The following is a 19,303-nucleotide window of genomic DNA, read 5'->3' as shown; positions in this document are numbered from 1 at the left end:
AAATCAATAAAGATGGCATTTCACTGTTTAAGGGTATAGGGAAGTATGCACAGTTTTATGGAGCAGCGAGAAGGGTGAGGCAGAAAGTTTTCGCCCATTTACGTAAGGAGGGCCAATCATGGATATTGGAATCATCGGAACCGGCAATATTGCTACGTATTTATTGGAACAAGTGAACCATAACGGGCTGGCGAACGGAAGAATAACCGCAGTTTTCGGGCGCAACGAAGAAGCAGGCCATCGGTTGAGTGAACAGTTTCAAGTCGATTTCTATACAGATCTTCAAGCATTCTTGAAATTGCCGCTTGATATCGTAGTGGAAGCAGCTACTGTGGAAGCGGCCAGCCTCTACTTGAAAGACGTGGTGGCTCAAAAGAAAGACCTCGTTGTCAGCAGCATCGGGGTGTTTAAAGAAGCTGCTTTTTTTGAAGAATTGAAAAGTCTGGCGGAGTCTTCGGGTACGTATATCTATCTGCCGTCCGGTGCCATCGGTGGGCTGGACGTCCTGCAATCGGCGAAAGCGTCTGGTGGCTTGGAGCGGGTCCGAATCACAACCAGAAAATCACCCGCCTCGCTTGGCATGGAAGCAGATGTAGAAAAAGTGATATTCGAAGGTTCTGCATACGAAGCCGTCGGGAAATTTCCGAAGAACGTCAATGTGGCACTGGTGCTTGCGATTGCTGGAATTGGTGTCGACAAGACAAAAGTGCGCATCGTCGTCGACCCGTCCATTGAACAAAACACCCACACCATCGAAGCGGAAGGTGAATTCGGGAAGATGCAGCTGCAAGTCGAAAACAACCCGATGCCTAGCAATCCGAAAACGAGTCTTCTCGCGGCATTGAGCATTCTGGCCGTTCTGCAGAATAAAGATTCCGCGTTGAAGATTGGGAACTGAAGATAAGCAGATGGGCAGTGAAGGCAGATTTCCTACGGATCGTCTTACTTTGCCATTCATTGAATTCATAGCAAAAGACGTTTCCAGCATAGCCATAATTGGCTTTGCAGGAAACGTCTTTTGTTATTCCATCATCAAAGAAATGTCTGCAGCCGCTTCTTTCAAACGATGGATATACTCTTCTATTTTGTCTTCGTTTATCCGGAAATCCGGTCCCGCAATAGATAGGCCACCAAGTATATATTTACCTCCCCGAAGAATTGGGGCAGAGATGCCGATGGCGCTCTCGTCGACTTCGGAATTAGTCAGCGAGTATCCATTCTTTCTGATTTCAGCCAATTCCCGCTCCATCGTTTCTTTATCTGATGGGGAAGAGGCGGAGTTGATGAGGAATTGCTGGTGTTCTTCAGCTAAATAGGCCAGCAGGATTTTGGAAGAAGCTCCTCTGAAAATATCGAGAATTTGCCCTTCTTCGTAGGAGTATCTTAGGTTGTGCTTGCTTTCCAAATGTGCCAACACGACTACTTTAGAACCTTTGACTGCGGTCAGGTTGATGGATTCGCCTAAATCGTCACTGAGTTCCTGCATGATCGGCAATGCTGCCTCAATTAGCGAGGAGAAGGAATCTTCTTTTACGCGTGAAATTTCATCGACCAGCCAACCTGGTGCATAAAGGCCCTTTCCTACTGTTTCCAGAAGTCCTGCTTGAAGCAGTCCTTTGATTTGGCGGTATAAGGAACTTCTGGGGATATTCGTTTCAGCCAAAATCTTATCGATATGAAGTGGCGAACTGTTTGTATGGAAAAGCTGCAAAATTTGAAAGCTCATCTACCCACTCCTAATAGTCCCATAATTCGAGACATTTTATTTGTCTTAATATTCTTTATAATATACGATTCCACATAATAAATCAAAGCACAAAGGGGTTAATTTATGAGTACAAATGTAGTTTTGTTTCTGACTATCGGCATTGTGTTGTTTGGGATTGTTCTTTTTTCTTATTTTTTGGGACGAAAAAAACAAGGGATTGAAAATTGGTACGTAGGAGGCCGTTCACTTCCGCTTTATGTTCAAATCGGCACTCAGTTTGCGACGGTCATGGGAGGCGCTGTAATTGTTGGTCTGGTGGGAACGGCCTATTCGAGCGGTTGGTCGACGTTAACGTATGGATTATTGACCATGATTGGTTTTATTCCGTTCCTGTTTATGGCGAAATGGCTTCGAAATAGTGAGTTTGAAACAATGCCGGATATCATCAAAACAATTTATGGAAACCATCCGGTTTTATCTGTCTTGACGATTTTGAGTACCTTGATTGTTCCGTTCGGGTGGATGATTACACAGCTCGTCGGTTTCGGAAAGATCTTCTCGACCATTACTGGGGTGGATGCTTCACTGATGGTAACGATTTTTGCGGTCATCAGTTTGGCATTTGTCTTGCCTGCTGGAATGACTTCAGTGGCTTGGACAGATTTTATCTTCGGTTGTGCGATGGCTGTCGGAGCTATCGTTGCTTTCTTCATGGCGATGGATATGGGCGGCGGGTTCCAAACCATCATGACAAATACACCAAACGAGATTTCGGATTTTCCTAGCGGGCTTGTCGGTGTGGGAATGGGGACAGTGCTGTTTTGGGTATTTGGAGTCATGCCAGGAAATTTGACCAATCAGCAATTATACCAGCGTATATTCTCTGCAGATAACTCAAGAAACGCGACCATTTCCATTGGTGTAACCGCTCTATTGTTTGCGCTTGCAACATTTTGGTCGTCTACAATTGGTTTGACTGTACGTTCTCTTAATCCTTCTTTGGATAACCCTGAAAATGCGACTGGTTGGTTTTTGACACAGACACCAAGTTGGTTTTTGATTATGTTTGCTGTATTCATCGTGGCCACAATCATGTCTACGTTGAGCAGTGCGGTCCAATCAGTCGTTGTGACTATCACGAAAGACATTTACACAAATTACGTTAATCCAAAAGTGGAAGAAAAGAAACTGGTTTCGGTATCACGAATCGTATCAGTAGTTGTCTTGGCATTGGCTGTTTCGCTGGCAAACTTTTATCCCCAGGCACTCAGTTGGATCGTCGCGTCATTCGCCTATTCGGTATCGGCATTGCTCGTTCCCATTCTGGGAGGGTTTATCCTGAGAGATAAGAACGTCTTGGATCATCGTGCCGGAATCGCCAGTATTGTCATGGGAATAGCAGGTTCTGGAATTGCCCATTTCCTTGGTTCAGACTTGTATGTCCTGTATGGCTTGATTGCATCAATGGTGGGGTTAATCGCATCGTATATCGTTTTATCGGTCGCGAACACATCCACGAAAGTGAAGGAGAATTAAAATGAAATTCGAAAAAGTAATCAAAGGACATATTGTGGCACCTAATGAAGATTTCTTAGGTGAAATTGGAATAAATAGTGGAAAGATAAGCGAAATTTCAAAGACAACAGGTGTGCTTGAAGGGGAAGATGTTCATGATTACGGAGAAAACTTCGTATTCCCTGGATTTATCGATGCCCACGTCCATTGCTACAGCAATCCAAATGAAGGAATCAAACAGGCTTCTTTTGCAGCGGCGAAAGGCGGAATCACAACTTTCCTGGATATGCCGTATGATTTGCCGGTCCCAGTAGCGAATGCCGAAGTGCTGAACAAGAAAATCGCAATCATCAATAAAGAGTCCGTAGTCGATATCGCCTTATGGGGAACAATTCCAAAAGAAAATGGCACAAAAGTAATCGATGAGTTGGCGGATGCCGGAGTGGCAGCCTTTAAGTTATCGACCTTTGAAACCGATCCATATCGTTTTCCGAGAATCGCGGACGCAGATATTTTGGAAGCAATGAAGAAAACGGCGGAGCGAGATTTGGTCATCGCTTTCCATGCAGAAAATGATGAATTGCTGACACGGTATATCGAAGAAGCCCAAACGAACAATCAGTTGAAACCGATTTACCACAATTTGACCCGACCACCAGTGACAGAAACGACTGCGGTCATCAAGTTGCTGGATATGGCTTCCTGGACAAATGCAAAACTGCATATCGTCCACGTCAGCCATGGGAGAAGCTTGGATTACATCAATTGGTTCAAGCAGCAGGGAACCAATGTCACAGCGGAAACTTGCTACAATTACTTATTATTGACTACGGAGGATCTGAAGAAACACGGTCCTAAAGCAAAAATTAATCCACCTCTGCGACAGCCTCAGGAAGTGGCGGAACTTGAAGGCTATTTGCTCGATGACAGCATTGACTTTATTACATCTGACCATGCACCGTGGCAAAAAGCGGATAAGTCAATCGGTGATGACGATATCTTCAAAGCGAAATCAGGAACTCCGGGTCTGGAAATTATGATTCCGTTGCTGTTTGATTATTTAATACGGAGCAAGGAGTTGTCTGTAAGCCACTTTGCTGATTTGCTGGCACTCGCTCCTGCCAAGCGTTTCAATCTACTCCACAAAGGATCAATTGAGTTGGGGAAAGATGCTGATATTACGGTTATTAACAATAATACAGCATGGGAAATAGATGAAAACAACTTTCTCTCCGTATCTGATATTTCGCCTTACCATGGCCATCAAGTAAACAATCAAATTGAAGCGACATTTGTCAGAGGACAAATGGTGTACTCCGCTGAAGTGGGTGTGAATGAGCGTGCAACTGGCCGTTTTGTTAAACCAAACGAATGATTGGAGATGTAGCAGGAAATGAAAGTGAACAATCAACGATTAATGGAACTCTTAGCTGAGGTGAATCAAATCAGCTCAGACGGTGAAGGCATTACTCGTCTGGCTTATACGGAACAAGAACAAACAGCTTTGGACTGGTTCATTGAAAAATGCCGGCAGTATGCTATCCGAACGCATCGCGACGCCATCGGTAATGTATTTGGAACTATAGGGCCGGAAAGTGGGAACGGTATTCTGATCGGTTCGCATTTGGATTCGGTCAGAAATGGAGGCGAATACGATGGGGCATTGGGTGTGGTTGCGGGATTGGAAGTGTTAATCACATTGGCGGAGAGCGGAGAACCATTGGACAGACCTGTAACAGTTGTGGCTTTCCGTGGTGAAGAAGCCAATATTCTGGGCGGCACATTTGGAAGCCGTGCATTTTGTGGACAAATTCAGTTTGACGATGATTTTATCCAAAGGCTGGCCAATACACCATTTACTCTTCAGCAAGTGAAAGAAACAGCAGGTACGGAACATTACAGTAATTATTTAGAGCTTCATATCGAACAGGGTAAAAAATTGGAAGCCAGCAGTACGGATATCGGAATCGTCCACGCGATTGCTGGAATCAAGCGGCTTGACGTCACGGTTCATGGAGAAGCTGCGCATTCGGGTACTATGGGGATGAATGAACGGGATGATGCGTTGATCAGCACAGCGAAGATTCTATTGGAGTTTGAACGAATCGTTAAAACATTCGGCGAGCCGAACGTTGGAACAGTGGGAGAATTGGCTGTTCACCCGAATTTAGCCAATGTGGTGCCGGGACAAGTTGATTTCACGCTCGAAATCAGAGGCACAGACATCAAAATGATGCGTGAAATTGCGGACCGGTTTTCAAGTTACGCATCTGTCCATCACAAGGTGACGATCAATCCGAATATCGAAAAAGCCCCTTCTGACCTATCGGAAAAATTAATTGCGACAACCAAACAGGTCTGCAAGGAAACTGGAGTGGATTACCAGGTAATGATGAGCGGAGCCAACCATGATGCCAACTCATTGGCAGCGGTTATGGATTCAGGCCTCATCTTTATTCCTTGCCTTCATGGCATCAGCCACAACCCCAAAGAATATGCAGCTCCCAGTAATATTGAAAAAGGTGCCAATGTACTACTGGGAAGTGTTTTGAAGTTGGCTGCGGAATTAAACTAGTGGATCTCATGTCTCAGCATCCTACCACATTCGAAGCGGACTTCGAATGTGGTTTTTATTTTTCAAACTTTTTAATTTGGAAAATTTGGCTTACTATTTAAGAAATATGAAAGAAATGCAGATTGTTTGAAAGGGGAGAAAACATGAAATTTTCGTGCGCAATGGTCAATAAGCAATTGAGGTTCAAAGGGATGCTGCTGGATAAGTTGGTAACGAAATCGTCGGAAGAGGCGTTTATCCAGTCGATGCACAATTCGAAAAACCAGATGGATAAACGGTTTAAAGGGAGAGACAAGGAAGGCTTGGCGTGCAGCGAAGAGTGGGTGAGCCGCGGAGATGGTTCTTCTATTCGTGTACGAATCTATAAACCGCTCCGTCGGGTGAAGAATATACCCGGAGTCTTATGGATTCACGGCGGCGGTTACGCGCAAGGAGTTCCGGAGATGAGCGACGACTTGTACAAGCGTTTGATCGACACAAGCGATTGTGTCATTGTGGCACCGGATTACCGGCTGTCGATCGACGCGCCTTATCCGGCAGCGCTGGATGATTGTTACAAAGTCCTGTTATGGATGAAAGCCCATGCAAAAGAACTGGGAATTCGCGACGATCAGCTGATGGCGGGAGGCGAAAGTGCGGGTGGTGGATTGACGGTTGCACTGGCATTGCTTGCGCGTGATAGAGGAACTGCAAATCTGGCATTCCAGATGCCTCTTTATCCAATGCTCGATGACCGGATGCTGTCGGAATCTGCACGGGACAACAACGCCTATGTGTGGAATTCAGACACGAACCGGTGGGGCTGGAAATTGTATCTTGGTGAATTGTTCAACAAAGATGTGCCCATCTATGCCGCTCCTGGCCGTGCAGCGGATTACCGTAACTTGCCGCCAGCTGTCACGTTTGTCGGAGACATCGAGCCGTTCCGTGATGAGACGATCCAGTATGTCACTGATTTGAAAGCTGCCGGTGTTCCTGTCGACTTCAGGATGTACAAAGGCGCTTACCATGGCTTTGACATCATCAGTCCAAAAGCAGACATCAGCAAGGCGGCAAGGGACTTTTTGATGGAATCTTTCAAGTATGCGGCTGTACATTACTTTGCGCCTCAACGTTAATCAACTAGGGGAGATTGTGGCTATCTTATAATAAAAATAAACCGCCATTCCTTTTCCGGAATGGCGGTTGTTTCTATTGTCCGTATTGGGTTTTTACCAGCTCCAGCAGATCGGTTTTGCTGAGGTATTTTTCGGGAGCCAGGAAGGTTACGGTGACGACGCCCGGATGGCGGCCGATTTCGATAGCGCCGGTGATGGTTGAGCGGTTCATGATTTCAGGAACAGTGACGCCGAAGAAATCTGCAGCTCGCTGGAGTCCATTTTCCGTAGCATCGTTCAAGTTCGGCCCGGATCCGATAAAAGACACCGGATAGGATTCTTCGATTTTGGTGACGTTCCAGGTGTCTGCAATCTGCTGGGCGGATTGTTTTTCCACTGCGGTGAAAGGTTTCGCCGTGTACGGCAAGTCTTCAACGTTCGGCAGCAAGATCGGTCCTTTTATGTTCAAGCCTTTCAGCACATGAACCTGGAGGTGGGCGATGCCCGAAACGTCTGCAGTGTGGCCAGCGATTTCACCGTCACCTTGCATGGCGTGCATATCGCCGAGGTAAACACCGCCGCCGGGAACTTTCACTGGACAAATCAATACAGCGCCGGCACGCACCCGGTTGACGTCCAGATGGCCATCTGTCCGGTGGGTTTCCAACTCTTCCTGTGTGCTCTTGTAATCATGTGCAGCACCTACCAGAAAAGAACCGAAATCGCCGGCGTTGTGGGAATCGGGGGTCGGGCGTGATGGTGTGGTCCCTAATTGGCCAAGAAATGGCCGCATGCGTGCCATCGTGCCGACTAAGTCGTGCGGTGCGAACGTCACCACTGGGTTCTGGACGGAGGCTTCCGGTGTTTTCATAAAAGCACGTCCATCTTTTGCGATGGTTTCGGCAGCTTCCTGAGGCAAGGTCAAGCCGACATCGCCTTTTTCACCGAAAAAGATGGTATAGCCATTGGTGAAGACAAAAGGAGTCGCATCCGCTCCGCAGTTAGCACAGCGTATGGCTTCCATGCCGATGCCTTTGATGACTGTTTCGGGATTTTTTGTGCCGCATTCCGGACACTTGGCTGCTACGTAGCCATCGCCGTCTGCACGGTCTTCGATCATTTGGTCGTTGCCGGAAGCCGTGGCTTGTGAAGTTACGGTAATGGATTGAATCCGGATGGCAATGGCATCTCCGGGTTCAGCCCCTTCTACGTAGACGGGCTTGGTCACTTCGTGGCCGCCTTTAATGCTTGGCGTAATCATCGGTCCCCAACAGCCCGGCGCCGTATTGGCGATGATCGTTCCGCCGTCTTTTACTGGTCCCAGCATTTCTTTTCCGGGATCCAGAATGCCATCTACAAAATGATTCACGAATAATGTCTCAACCGCTGTTTTATTCACAAAAATCCTCCTCTTTCCTTAAATTGTCTGACTACTTGAATTATAGTATGTGGAAAACATCTTTAATAGTTTTCAGCTTCGGCATGTACCGTTTTCTGAAAAGAGCTATAAAGGAGGTGCTGCCTAATGATGAAAATATTCGTACTGTGTTTAGCTTGTTTCTTTGGAATTTCAGGTCTGTGGTTAGCGTGGATTAATCTACATCTAGTGGGTGGGGGTGAAAGTGAGGCGGAAATCATGTATAATGGTCTGATGGCTCGTTACAAAAACATGGGAAAGATCACGGGAAGAGTGGTTTTGGCTGACAAATGCCGTTCGCTTCCGTGATGAAAAAGCAGGAAGATAGACCGATTTAACAGGCGTTAGGAACATCTAGTTAAGTGGAAAACTGTCCGGTCCGTTAGCTGGCCGAAACGGTTTACAAGGGTTAAATACGATTGCTTCTTCAAAAAAAATAAGAGTTATATTGGTTTTTGCATGTATACATATGTTGTCCAATGGAAGTAAACCCGCCGCTAATAATTTAAGACGGGAGCTATACACTAAGATGAAAAAAGTTTCAGGAGTATTTTTTAGTTCAGTGGCTATCATGTTGGTGCTTGTTTTGTTCGGTATCACCATGCCGGATACACTGGAAAAAGTAACAGGCAATATGCAGGCGTTTATCACGACGCATTTTGGCTGGTATTATTTATTGGTTGTCACGTTTTTTGTAGCAGTTTGTGCTTATTTCTTATTCAGCCCGGTTGGCCGGATCAGACTTGGAAAACAAGATGAAAAGCCTGAGTTTTCACGCCCAACTTGGGTCGCAATGATTTTTAGCGCCGGTGTCGGCATTGGATTGATTTTTTACGGAACAGCTGAACCACTCAGCCATTTTGCCATCAGTTCACCAACCGGAATCACAGGAACTGAAGAAGCCGCAAAAGACGCCATGCGGTACACGTTTTTCCATTGGGGCATCCACGCGTGGGCGATTTATGGGATTGTCGGACTGACTGTCGCTTACTTTACGTTCAGAAAAGGCGAACTCGGTTTAATCAGCAAGACATTGCGCCCGCTATTAGGCGATCGTGTTGACGGATTCGTCGGAAAAGCGATCGATGTCATCGCTGTGGTGTCAACCGTAATTGGGGTAGCGACTACCCTTGGCTTCGGTACCGCGCAAATCAACGGGGGCTTGACCTACTTGTTTGGCATTCCAGCAAGTTTCTTGATGCAGCTTGTCATCGTACTTGTGCTGACGGTTTTGTTTTTGGTTTCAGCATCAACCGGTCTGAGCAAAGGAATCAAGATTCTAAGCAACGCCAATATGGGATTGACGGCTGTCCTGTTTGTTTTTGTATTGATTTTTGGGCCGACTTTATTAATTATGAATTTATTCACAGACACGCTTGGTGCGTATGTCCAGACATTCGTCAATATGAGTTTCCGCTTGGCTCCGTTCAATGAAGAAGGCCGCGAGTGGATCAATGGCTGGACCATCTTCTATTGGTCTTGGTGGATTGCATGGTCACCGTTTGTCGGTATTTTCATTGCCCGGGTTTCAAGAGGCAGAACCATCCGGGAATTTGTCGTTTACGTCTTGTTGATTCCTTCGCTTATCGGGTTTATTTGGTTCTCGACATTTGGGACAGCAGCAATTTCAGGAGAAAATACGGGTGCTGTGGCTCTTTCCTCATTACCGACTGAAGCTTCGCTCTTCGGTTTGCTGGAGCAGTATCCATTCAGTTTAGCGTTGTCGATTTTGACCATTCTGATCATCATCACTTTCTTCGTCACATCTGCCGATTCAGGCACTTATGTTCTGGGAATGATGACGTCGAATGGATCACTTTTCCCGAGCGTACGAATCAAATTGATTTGGGGCTTTTTCCTTTCTACTACAGCGCTTGTCCTTCTCTATTCGGGAGGGCTGCAGGCATTGCAGAATACGATGATTATCGTGGCTTTCCCATTCTCCATGGTTATTGTTTTGATGACTTTCAGTCTGATCAAAGCAGTCAACCTGGAAGCGAGAGAAATGGGCATTGGCCAGTTGAAAAAGAAAGAATCCAAAAAAGAAGTAAAAGTTCGATAAGAAAGAAGGAGTTTGCAGTGTACGATTTCCCAAAAGACACGTTGACGAGCTGAACATTTGGTCTGTTGTCTCTCTTCCTGCTTATTACTCTTTCATTGGTGAAAATTGAATCATAAAAAAGGGGATACCAACGACTTAACGAGTTGTGGGTATCGCCTTTTTTGTTGAAACGTATTTGGAAGAGGAGACGAAGTTCATCAACTGGAACTGCATCTCCTTTTCTTTATGATTTGTCCTGATAGATGGCTCTTGTACCTGGAGGCAGAGTCAACAATTCCAGCAATTGATCCACCACTTTTTTTCTTGTCTCAAAGTCGAAAGGCTCGCCGCATGGACGGCCCATTTTAAAGGGAACATGGAGCGTGCGCGGAGCTCCGACTTTGTCCGTGATTTCCGGGAACAAGGTGACCATCGCTGTTGGAATATGTGAAACTTCTAAAGCCCGGGCATACAGCCCAAGCACGTTATGGCAAGATCCTCAGCCAGGCACCAGAAGCGCTGCATCAATGCCTTCGTTATTGAACAGTTCGACCACTTTTGGAATGAAATCTTTTTCGGCTATGGCCGTATCCAGAATGCCGCCGTTCAATCCAATGTTCACATTGGAAGCCACGCCAATCTTTCCATCCGCCGCTGCTTTTTTCAGCTGCTGGAGCGGAAACACGATGGACGGATCGGTTTTGGCGAACTTTGTATCGATATAGATATGCGTCACTGTCAGTTCCTGTTCGGTGACGTCATTGGGGATGAGCCGAAACGAAGGGTCTCCGGCCGGGTTGTCCACGTCAAACGGTTCGTCCGATTTCAAGTGGACGCCAGCAGTCGAAACAAGTGCCACTTTACACTGAGACAACGGCTTTTGCAAAAAGGCTTCGGGCAGACTTTTGTTTTCTTTCATATGGTTCATGGTGAACTTCTGGTAGGCCTTCGTGAAATTACTTGAAAATGTCCGTGACAGCTTCGATTTGACTTGTGTCTTCATTTTCATGATCAGCCATTCCTCCAGTTCCATTCGTTTACTGGATAGTATTCGCTGGCTTCTCGGAAATTCCTTTAAGATTTTTGTGATTTTATTGCGTGGCCATACAGCTGTTTTTTCTTCACCGTTTAGATCTATTTTCATGAAATGAGAAGAGTGGAAATAACATAAAAAAGTAACTGGAAATGTGTTAGGAATTATTTCCTGCTATGTTACTATTAGACTATGTAAACGAGTCAGCTGGTGTTGAGGTGAAGGCTTGGAAGCAGATTTGAAAACTGGAAGGGAGCCGGACAGGTGGAGTTCAACTACAATATATCCGAAGAGGCATATCTGCAATTTAACGACTACTATGCAAAGAATTCAGAGACAGTGAAGAAATCGTTGATGATTCAACGAATAACAGTACCGATCATGTATTTGGTGATGGCCGTTTTTTTGTCTTTTGTATTGGATATGCCGGTTCTCTTTTTATTGATTCCGTTCTTTATTCTTGGAGTTTTATGGGCTGTTTTTTATCCTGCTTATTTCTATCGCCTGATCCGGCGCAATGCCCGGAAGATGGTTCGAGAAGGGAAAGGTGAAGGGATATTGGGAGACCATACAATGATTTTTACCGAAGAGGGCCTTCGGGAAATCAGTTCTACAGGTGAAAAAATGCAGTCTTGGTCAGGAATCGAAAAAATAGGCGAAGACCCATCCAACTTTTATTTATTCAATAGTGGAATGTCTGCTTATATTGTATCTAAAAATAAGATGGATGACGTTGATGGCGTCAGAAGATTATTGCATAGCAAGATTACTAAAAAAGTGTAAGTCCTATGCTTATCCACTAAATGCATGTATCGGTACAGTGGCAGCTCCCCCAACAAAGCAGCGCGGCAGATGATTCCATCCGCCGCGCTGCTTTTGCATTTAAAAGAAATCGATAACCCGCTTTAGCTTCTTAGCGCCAATGCCAAATACATAGCGACCGCGTCTTTGAACTCCGACGGGTCCAACCCGGTAATGTCCCGGATCTTTTTCAGGCGATAGCCCAAGGTATGGCGGTGGATTTTTAAGCGGTCAGCGGTTTCACCCTGGCTTTGATTAGCGGCGAAGTAGGTAGTCAGTGTCTGGCACAGGGATTCGTTCAATCCTGTAAGAATTCTGCCGGTGAATTTGGCGACTTCATCTTCGGGATTCCGTTTCAACAGCGCCAACAATTCCACATCTTCGTAATAAATCAATTGCTGGCCCGGGGTTCCGAAATCCAGGGCATTCCGTGCTGCCAGGTAAGAAGTCCGGACATCGAATATGCTGTCGACCATAATGCCGACGCCGATTCTGCCCGGTGCGTTCTTTTGCAGAAAATGAAGCATATTGTATAGTTTGGCTTCCAACTCGGATGGATTGTCATTTGCCACCAACAGGAAAATTTCATTGAGTTGAGAATGGCCAGCGACAACGGCATGTCCTGAAAATTGTTCTTCCAGCTGTTCGATAATCCGATGGGAAAGGGAAGGCATTTTCTTCAGTTCAATCAGCAATGTGACAAATGAAATCTTGCCTTCCAAGCCCATTTGGAAAATCCGTTCATGCACAGCGGCGGACAAGGGCTTGCCGCTGGTCAGTTCATCGAATATCAACTCGTTGCGTTTTCGGTTCCATTCGACATGGGAAGTGATGAGGGATTGGTGGACCATCATTTCCGTCGTCAATTGGACCAGCGTTGAAATCTCCTGGAGTTCTTCCGGCTTGCCGGTGATGCCGATGACCCCGACTAATTTTCCTTGGAAGTGGATTGGCATATTGATGCCCGGTTTCACGCCGTGCCAATTGTTTAAATCCTCTTCTGCGATGGATAATGTCTCACCGCTTTTGGCTACATGCGCGGCGCCTTCGTGAATCTTTTCGATTCGTTCGGCTTCGCCTGAAGCCAAGATCATGCCATTGGGGTCCATGACGTTCAAATTGCGGTTCAGGCGAATCATGGTTTGTTCGACGATTTCTTCGGCTAACTGTTTTGTGATCATAACTTCTCCTCTACGTATATTTATTCTAACTATTCCGCCAAAAATATATACATCAAGTATAATGTATCTCCCTGACCTTTTCATTATAATTTTATGTAAGCGCTTTAACAGAATAGCAAGGAGGTTTTGCAGTGAAAATCATAGTAGCACCCGATTCATTTAAAGGCAGCTTGTCTGCAACAGGCGCGGCTCAGGCAATGGCGGCAGGAATCCATGAACTGGACAGTGGAGTAGACGTGGTTCTGCTGCCTGCAGCTGATGGCGGTGAAGGGACGATGAACACGATGGTGGAAGCGACTGGCGGAAAATTGGTCGCTAAGCAAGTCGAAGATCCGATTGGAACAACAATTTCTGCAAGCTATGGGATTTTGGGCGACGGCAAAACCTGTGTAATTGAAATTGCGGAAGCGTCCGGATTGCCCTTGCTTAAAAAACATGAACGGAATCCGCTCATCGCTTCTTCTTATGGCACGGGCGAATTGATTCGGCATGCATTGGACGCTGGTTTTAGGAGCTTCATCATCGGACTCGGCGGCAGTGCCACAAACGATGGCGGTGCCGGGATGCTCGAGGCCCTCGGCATGAAACTGTTGGACGAGAACGGCAAGGCATTGGCACGCGGCGGAGGGGAACTTGGGCGACTGGTGACACTGGATCGTTCTGGATTTGACTCGCGCATTGCAAAAAGCAAATTTCTGATTGCTTCTGATGTGGAAAATCCATTGGTAGGTGAACACGGAGCTTCTGCGGTATTCGGACCGCAAAAAGGAGCGACTTCTGAAAATGTTCGGCAACTCGATGGCAACCTGCGAAATTTTGCAGACATCACCGAAAGGCTCACCGGCGTGAAACTCCATGATAAAAAAGGATCGGGTGCAGCAGGAGGTGCCGGTGGTGCGATGCAGGCGTTTTTCGCAGGGGAGATGAGGCGCGGCGTTGATGTGGTGTTGGAGGCAATTTCGTTTCAGCGCTATGTGGAAACGGCCGACTTGATCATCACAGGAGAAGGCAGAACAGACAGCCAGACCTTATCCGGCAAAACACCTTTTGGTATTGCAGAAGCTGCGAAAACAGGGGGCAAGCCCGTAATCTTAATTTCCGGGATGGTCGACCGCCGAAGCCTTGTCTTGCTGAAACCGTATTTTACTGAAATCCACTCGGTGGTGGGCGGTGACATAACGGCGGAACAATCGAAAAAAGATGCTTTCCGCCAGTTGAAACACAAAACACACAAGGTCGTTGAAACGTACCTGAAAAAATAAAAGGGGTGTTGAGATGTTATTCGTGATTATTGCTATAAGTGTTGTATTGGTTGTGTTGTTGACAGCCGTATTGAAACTCCATCCTTTCCTGTCCTTATTGATCGGCGCATTCTTCATGGGAATCGCCTCCGGCATGCCGCTTGCGGATGTCGTACTCAGCGTCAACGAAGGCTTTGGCGGATTGATGACCAGCATCGGGATCGTTATCGTCGCCGGTACCATCATCGGTGTCATTTTGGAAAAATCCGGTGCTGCTTACCGGATGGCGGAAGTGGTTTTGCGCCTGATCGGAGAAAAGCGGCCGCAGCTGGCTATGTCGATCATCGGCTTTATCGTTTCAATTCCTGTTTTTTGCGATTCTGGATTCATTATTTTATCAAGCTTGAAAAAAGCCTTGGCGAAACGTGCGAAAGTGTCGATCGCTTCCATGTCAGTAGCGCTTGCCACCGGTTTGTATGCGACGCATACATTGGTGCCGCCTACACCTGGGCCGATTGCAGCTGCCGGCAACATCGGTGCTGAAAATTACTTGGGAACAATTATTCTGATCGGTTTGGTTACCGCCATTCCTGCAGCAATTGTCGGTTATTTCTGGGCAGTCAAAGTCGCTTCGAAAATCGAAGTGCCGGAAGACACCGTCAAAAGCGGCGATTTGAGCTATGAAGAAGTCATCAAATCCTTTGGGGAAATGCCTTCTACATTTAAAGCCTTCCTGCCGATTGTGCTTCCTGTCGTATTGATTGGAGCAGGTTCGATTGCCAGTGTCCTTGGCGGAGAAGATTTGTTGACCAATATTTTGAAGTTTTTAGGATCACCAACTGTAGCTTTATTGCTTGGTGTATTTGCGGCTTTCTTCTTGCTTCCGAAATGGAACGAAGAAACCTTGTCTGGTTTGGTTGGACAAGGACTGGTCAGCGCAGCACCGATCTTGTTGATTACAGGAGCTGGTGGAGCATTCGGCCGTGTCATCACGAATTCGGGCGTGGCAGACGTCATTTCAGGAATGGACCTGTCTGCACTGGCAGGCGGTTCGGTGTTCCTGCTGATTCCCTTCTTCATTGCTGCAGCATTGAAGACAGCTCAAGGGTCTTCAACGGCAGCACTTGTCATCACGTCGACTTTGGTTGCGCCTCTTTTGCCTTCGCTTGGCGTTGAAGGGGCAGTGCCGCTTGCGCTTGTCGTCATGGCTATCGGAGCCGGTGCGATGACGGTGAGCCATGTAAACGACAGCTTCTTCTGGGTCGTTACACAGTTCAGCGGAATGAAAGTGACGGATGCGTATAAAGCCCAAACTGCCGCTACGTTGCTGCAAGGGGTAACAACAATCGTCTTCACGATGATTTTATGGACGATTCTTGTGTAAATAATAGTAAGTGTATGCGAAACCATCTTTCTTTGGAAAGGTGGTTTTTGTGTGGCATTATTTAGTGGTCCGAAGTATTTACCTTGTTCTGTGCCTATTGATACAGAAATATGGAAGCGGATAAAGCTTAAATGATACTAAAGAATTGAATATTCTAAATATATTTACTATTATTTCTTTTATTGCTATGCTATTTTCCAGTTAAGTAAAACAAAAGAAGGAGTGGGTGTTTTTGAAGAGAAGATGGGCGAGTACGGTTGGGGTATTAGGGTTATGTACGGCATTGGCGATGCCGGTGTATGCGGTTGAAAATGAGGCGAAGCCTGCACAGCATCACCATGATAACAGCATCTCTGGATTTATCGACTATCAGGAGCTGCAAAAAAGCTTGAAGCAGATTGAATCCAATAGTAAAGGGACCGTCCAAGTGAATGTAGCCGGACAATCGCATGAAGGCCTGGACATCTATACCGCGCGCGTTGGAACCGGGGACAAGGTTCTTTTAATGCAAAGTGAAATCCACGGCAATGAAAAAACGGGTACGGTCGCTATTCTTAACTTGCTGAAAACCTTGTCCAACAACTCGAAACAGTCAAAGGCAATCCGCGAAGAAGTGACGATCGTCTTCATGCCGATGATGAATCCCGATGCGTCGGAAGCGGATAAACGCCGCAACAGCATGACGTGGAACGAAACGCTTGAAAACTTCCCGCAGCTTGCAGGGGCATCGCCTTCATGGAATTATTTGGACCGCGGCATCAGCCAAAGTTATGATTACGGTGCGAATCCCGGGTTTGACGTAAACCGTGACTTCAACCCGGACCTTGATTACGTGCCGCAAGCACAGGATTTCCCGGGAGCATCAAACCAACCCGGCTGGTTCATCACACCCGAAGCGCAAACTTCCCGTGACGTCTATAAATCCCTCCAAGATGAATTCGGCAACGTAGATGTCTTTGTCGATTTGCACCATCAAGGGCTTTACTATGTCGATGGCACTGCCGATCCTGTAACGCTTTCCCTGTCGGCTCAATTCGTACCGGATCCATCCACTCCGGAAGGCGCGAAGTATGCCGAGTATGCGGATAGCTACGATTACGACTTTTCAAGACAATTGAACTTGCTGGCATACAACGAACTTCAGTCTTACGGCCAGTCGAAATTCACCAACATCTCGCTTTATTCGCAAGGCTTGGATCTGCCAGGAACAGCGCTTGGCACCTATGCATTGAATGGCAGCGGAACGGTGCTCTTTGAAGTAAGAGGACAGACGCAAAGCCTCGGGCAAAAGGAAAAAGGCCAACTGGTCAAATCAGTTGAACGCGGCTTATCCGGAATTATTGAAGGCGTCGCAGACGGGTCAGTTGATCAACTGGATCCGGAAGCGTACGAAGACATTCCGCTGACAGCTTACCAGCCGGCATTTTAATCTTGGCGCCACCCACCTGTTCTTCCTTTGGGGAAAAATAGGTGGGTTTTTGTGTGCGGTGATTTTCTGTACGGGCTATTAAAGGAAATAAATGACCCGATATGCTATCTTGAAAGTAGCGTATAATTATTATACAAAGTCTATACAAAACAGGTTTTTAAAGCATGAAGTCAGGGAAATAGAAGGATTATGACTATATTTTGAAGAACTTTAATCTAAGGGCATCATGAGGAACATAAAGGCTCGTATGCGTAAGTGAATCTGCTGTTATGCAGATCTGTTAAAAAATACAGTGGAACAGAAGGGCGGCACATGTATGATGAATCCTGGTAAATCCGTAATCGTGATCGGCGGCGGCCTCGGCGGCTTGTCCGCAGCGATTTCCCTGGCACAAAAAGGGTACGCGGTTTCTTTATATGAGAAGAATGAACACATCGGCGGAAAAGTAAATCGCTTAGAGCAGGATGGCTTTGGTTTTGACTTAGGACCGTCGATTTTAACCATGCCCCATATTTTTGATAAATTATTCCAAGGCAGCGGCAAGCGGATGGAGGATTATGTGCCGATCCAGCGCCTTGAACGGGAATGGCGTTCTTTCTTCCCAGATGGCACAGTGCTTGATTTGTATCATGACCTGCGCTTGATGGAACGGGAGAATCCGGCCCTGTCGAAAAAGGATATGAAAGAGTATTATGCGCTGTTGAAATACGCGCAACGCATCTATAAAACAACGGAACACAGCTATTTGAAGGAAGGCTTTGAGTCGCCGCGAGAGGCAGTTGCGCAAAACGGAATCCTCGCGACTTTGACCGGCTTCGACTTGACGTCGACCATGTACAGCGCCATTTCCAAACGCATCAGCAATCCGCATCTGCGCGACATGCTGTCCTACTACGTCAAATACGTCGGTTCATCTCCGTACAGTGCGCCGGCAGTGCTTAACATGATGATTTACATGCAGCATGCACAGGGCTGCTGGTACGTCAAAGGCGGAACGCATAAACTGGCAGAAGGCCTTGAGCGTTTGGCAAGAGAAGAAGGCGTCCAAATTCACACAGGGGTGGGCGTGGTCCGGGCCCATACCAATCAAAACAAACAAATCGCAGGCGTTGAATTGGCGGATGGTTCATTTAAGACTGCCGATTATTATGTGTCGAACATGGAAGTCATTCCGTTCTATCAAAAGATGGTGGATGCAGACAAGAAGTTTGTTGCGAAACTGGTGGATAAATATGAACCTTCAAGTTCGGGTCTGGTCCTGCATCTCGGCGTCAAGAAAACCTATCCATTCCTGAATCACCACAATTTCTTCTTTTCGGAGAACCTGCATGAACAGATGGACAAAGTGTTTGAGAAGCACGAACTTCCGGACGACCCGACAATTTACTTGGTCAACGTCAACAAGACCGATCCAACACAGGCGCCCCCTGGGCATGAAAACATCAAAATCCTGCCGCATATCCCGTATATCCAGGACAAGCCTTTTACACCGGAACAGTACCGGCAGTTTGAAGAACGCGTGCTCGATAAATTGGAACGCATGGGACTGGAAGGATTAAGGGAGAATACTGTTACGCGCGATGCCTGGACACCGCATGATATTGAACGCGTTTACGGTTCGGATCGCGGAGCCATTTACGGCACCGTTTCCGATAAAAACAAGAACGGCGGCTTCAAACACAAAAAACAAAGCGAACTCTACGACAACCTGTATTTTGTCGGGGGTACTGTCAACCCAGGAGGCGGCATGCCGATGGTGACACTCAGTGGCCAGCAAGTAAGCGATAAGATTGTGAAGCGGGATTTGGGGAAAAAGTAGAAAGATTTCAATGTCCGGGCAATTGACATGCTCATTGATTTGCGAAGAAAAAAATAAAGGCA

The 19,303-nt window shown here is 46.6% G+C and carries 17 protein-coding genes; 12 read left to right on the top strand and 5 right to left on the bottom strand.

Annotated features, from left to right (window positions below; all coding sequences use genetic code 11):
• The first annotated feature begins 118 nt into the window (after positions 1 to 118).
• Positions 119 to 898 carry an aspartate dehydrogenase gene (gene nadX, locus H9630_RS14850; RefSeq protein ID WP_191716279.1) on the top strand — a complete coding sequence of 260 codons (780 nt, stop codon included), beginning with the start codon at positions 119 to 121 and terminating at the stop codon, positions 896 to 898.
• 123 nt (positions 899 to 1,021) lie between these two features.
• Here the strand turns inward: nadX and H9630_RS14845 are convergent, their stop codons facing one another.
• On the bottom strand, positions 1,022 to 1,726 hold the full coding sequence (locus tag H9630_RS14845; protein ID WP_191716278.1) for an IclR family transcriptional regulator: 705 nt from the start codon (positions 1,724 to 1,726) through the stop codon (positions 1,022 to 1,024).
• Positions 1,727 to 1,831: 105 nt separating this feature from the next.
• On the opposite strand from H9630_RS14845, the gene H9630_RS14840 reads away from it, so the two are divergent.
• The 4 genes from H9630_RS14840 to H9630_RS14825 all read left to right on the top strand — a co-directional run bounded on the left by H9630_RS14840 (position 1,832) and on the right by H9630_RS14825 (position 6,916).
• A complete protein-coding gene (locus H9630_RS14840) occupies positions 1,832 to 3,244 on the top strand; it encodes a sodium:solute symporter family protein (RefSeq protein WP_191716276.1) in 1,413 nt (470 codons plus the stop codon).
• A gap of 1 nt (position 3,245) precedes the next feature.
• Positions 3,246 to 4,598, top strand: a complete 1,353-nt coding sequence (locus tag H9630_RS14835) for a dihydroorotase (protein WP_191716275.1) — start codon at positions 3,246 to 3,248, stop codon at positions 4,596 to 4,598.
• A gap of 18 nt (positions 4,599 to 4,616) precedes the next feature.
• Positions 4,617 to 5,798 carry a Zn-dependent hydrolase gene (locus tag H9630_RS14830; protein ID WP_191716274.1) on the top strand — a complete coding sequence of 394 codons (1,182 nt, stop codon included), beginning with the start codon at positions 4,617 to 4,619 and terminating at the stop codon, positions 5,796 to 5,798.
• Positions 5,799 to 5,941: 143 nt separating this feature from the next.
• Entirely contained in the window at positions 5,942 to 6,916 is a 975-nt protein-coding gene (locus tag H9630_RS14825) for an alpha/beta hydrolase (RefSeq protein ID WP_191716273.1), read from the top strand.
• A 73-nt stretch (positions 6,917 to 6,989) separates the two neighbouring features.
• Here H9630_RS14825 and H9630_RS14820 read toward each other — a convergent pair whose 3' ends face one another.
• Complete coding sequence (locus H9630_RS14820) at positions 6,990 to 8,294, bottom strand: acetamidase/formamidase family protein (RefSeq protein ID WP_191716272.1); 1,305 nt, start codon at positions 8,292 to 8,294, stop codon at positions 6,990 to 6,992.
• A 126-nt stretch (positions 8,295 to 8,420) separates the two neighbouring features.
• Here H9630_RS14820 and H9630_RS14815 point away from each other — a divergent pair, with 126 nt between their 5' ends.
• Complete coding sequence (locus H9630_RS14815) at positions 8,421 to 8,621, top strand: hypothetical protein (protein WP_191716271.1); 201 nt, start codon at positions 8,421 to 8,423, stop codon at positions 8,619 to 8,621.
• 220 nt (positions 8,622 to 8,841) lie between these two features.
• Positions 8,842 to 10,374: a glycine betaine uptake BCCT transporter gene (locus H9630_RS14810; protein ID WP_191716269.1), complete on the top strand. Its 1,533-nt coding sequence runs from the start codon at positions 8,842 to 8,844 to the stop codon at positions 10,372 to 10,374.
• Between the two features lie 223 nt (positions 10,375 to 10,597).
• Here H9630_RS14810 and H9630_RS14805 read toward each other — a convergent pair whose 3' ends face one another.
• Both H9630_RS14805 and H9630_RS14800 read right to left on the bottom strand, forming a co-directional pair.
• Positions 10,598 to 10,837: a hypothetical protein gene (locus H9630_RS14805; protein WP_191716268.1), complete on the bottom strand. Its 240-nt coding sequence runs from the start codon at positions 10,835 to 10,837 to the stop codon at positions 10,598 to 10,600.
• 15 nt (positions 10,838 to 10,852) lie between these two features.
• The gene (locus tag H9630_RS14800) at positions 10,853 to 11,362 is read right to left on the bottom strand and encodes a glycine/sarcosine/betaine reductase selenoprotein B family protein (RefSeq protein WP_191716266.1); all 510 of its coding nucleotides are present in this window, start codon (positions 11,360 to 11,362) and stop codon (positions 10,853 to 10,855) included.
• Positions 11,363 to 11,650: 288 nt separating this feature from the next.
• Between H9630_RS14800 and H9630_RS18925 the strand changes: the two genes are divergently transcribed.
• Positions 11,651 to 12,169, top strand: coding sequence for a YcxB family protein (locus H9630_RS18925; RefSeq protein WP_191716265.1), 519 nt, complete (start codon positions 11,651 to 11,653; stop codon positions 12,167 to 12,169).
• A 122-nt stretch (positions 12,170 to 12,291) separates the two neighbouring features.
• Here the strand turns inward: H9630_RS18925 and H9630_RS14790 are convergent, their stop codons facing one another.
• The gene (locus tag H9630_RS14790; RefSeq protein ID WP_191716263.1) at positions 12,292 to 13,368 is read right to left on the bottom strand and encodes a CdaR family transcriptional regulator; all 1,077 of its coding nucleotides are present in this window, start codon (positions 13,366 to 13,368) and stop codon (positions 12,292 to 12,294) included.
• Between the two features lie 131 nt (positions 13,369 to 13,499).
• Here H9630_RS14790 and H9630_RS14785 point away from each other — a divergent pair, with 131 nt between their 5' ends.
• From H9630_RS14785 to H9630_RS14770, 4 genes are all read left to right on the top strand, one after another.
• Positions 13,500 to 14,630: a glycerate kinase gene (locus H9630_RS14785; RefSeq protein WP_191716261.1), complete on the top strand. Its 1,131-nt coding sequence runs from the start codon at positions 13,500 to 13,502 to the stop codon at positions 14,628 to 14,630.
• Positions 14,631 to 14,643: 13 nt separating this feature from the next.
• The gene (locus tag H9630_RS14780; protein ID WP_191716260.1) at positions 14,644 to 15,993 is read left to right on the top strand and encodes a GntP family permease; all 1,350 of its coding nucleotides are present in this window, start codon (positions 14,644 to 14,646) and stop codon (positions 15,991 to 15,993) included.
• A 232-nt stretch (positions 15,994 to 16,225) separates the two neighbouring features.
• Entirely contained in the window at positions 16,226 to 17,422 is a 1,197-nt protein-coding gene (locus tag H9630_RS14775; protein WP_225218577.1) for a M14 family zinc carboxypeptidase, read from the top strand.
• Positions 17,423 to 17,738: 316 nt separating this feature from the next.
• Positions 17,739 to 19,241 (top strand): phytoene desaturase family protein, encoded by a 1,503-nt coding sequence (locus H9630_RS14770; RefSeq protein ID WP_191716259.1) that lies wholly within the window; start codon positions 17,739 to 17,741, stop codon positions 19,239 to 19,241.
• Positions 19,242 to 19,303 lie beyond the last annotated feature (62 nt).

Origin of the sequence: Planococcus wigleyi (genome assembly GCF_014836985.1) — a bacterium.
Taxonomy (GTDB): Bacteria; Bacillota; Bacilli; order Bacillales_A; family Planococcaceae; genus Planococcus; species Planococcus notacanthi.
The sequence above is the reverse complement of the archived record's forward strand: the minus strand, read 5'-3'. Positions and strand labels throughout refer to the sequence as shown.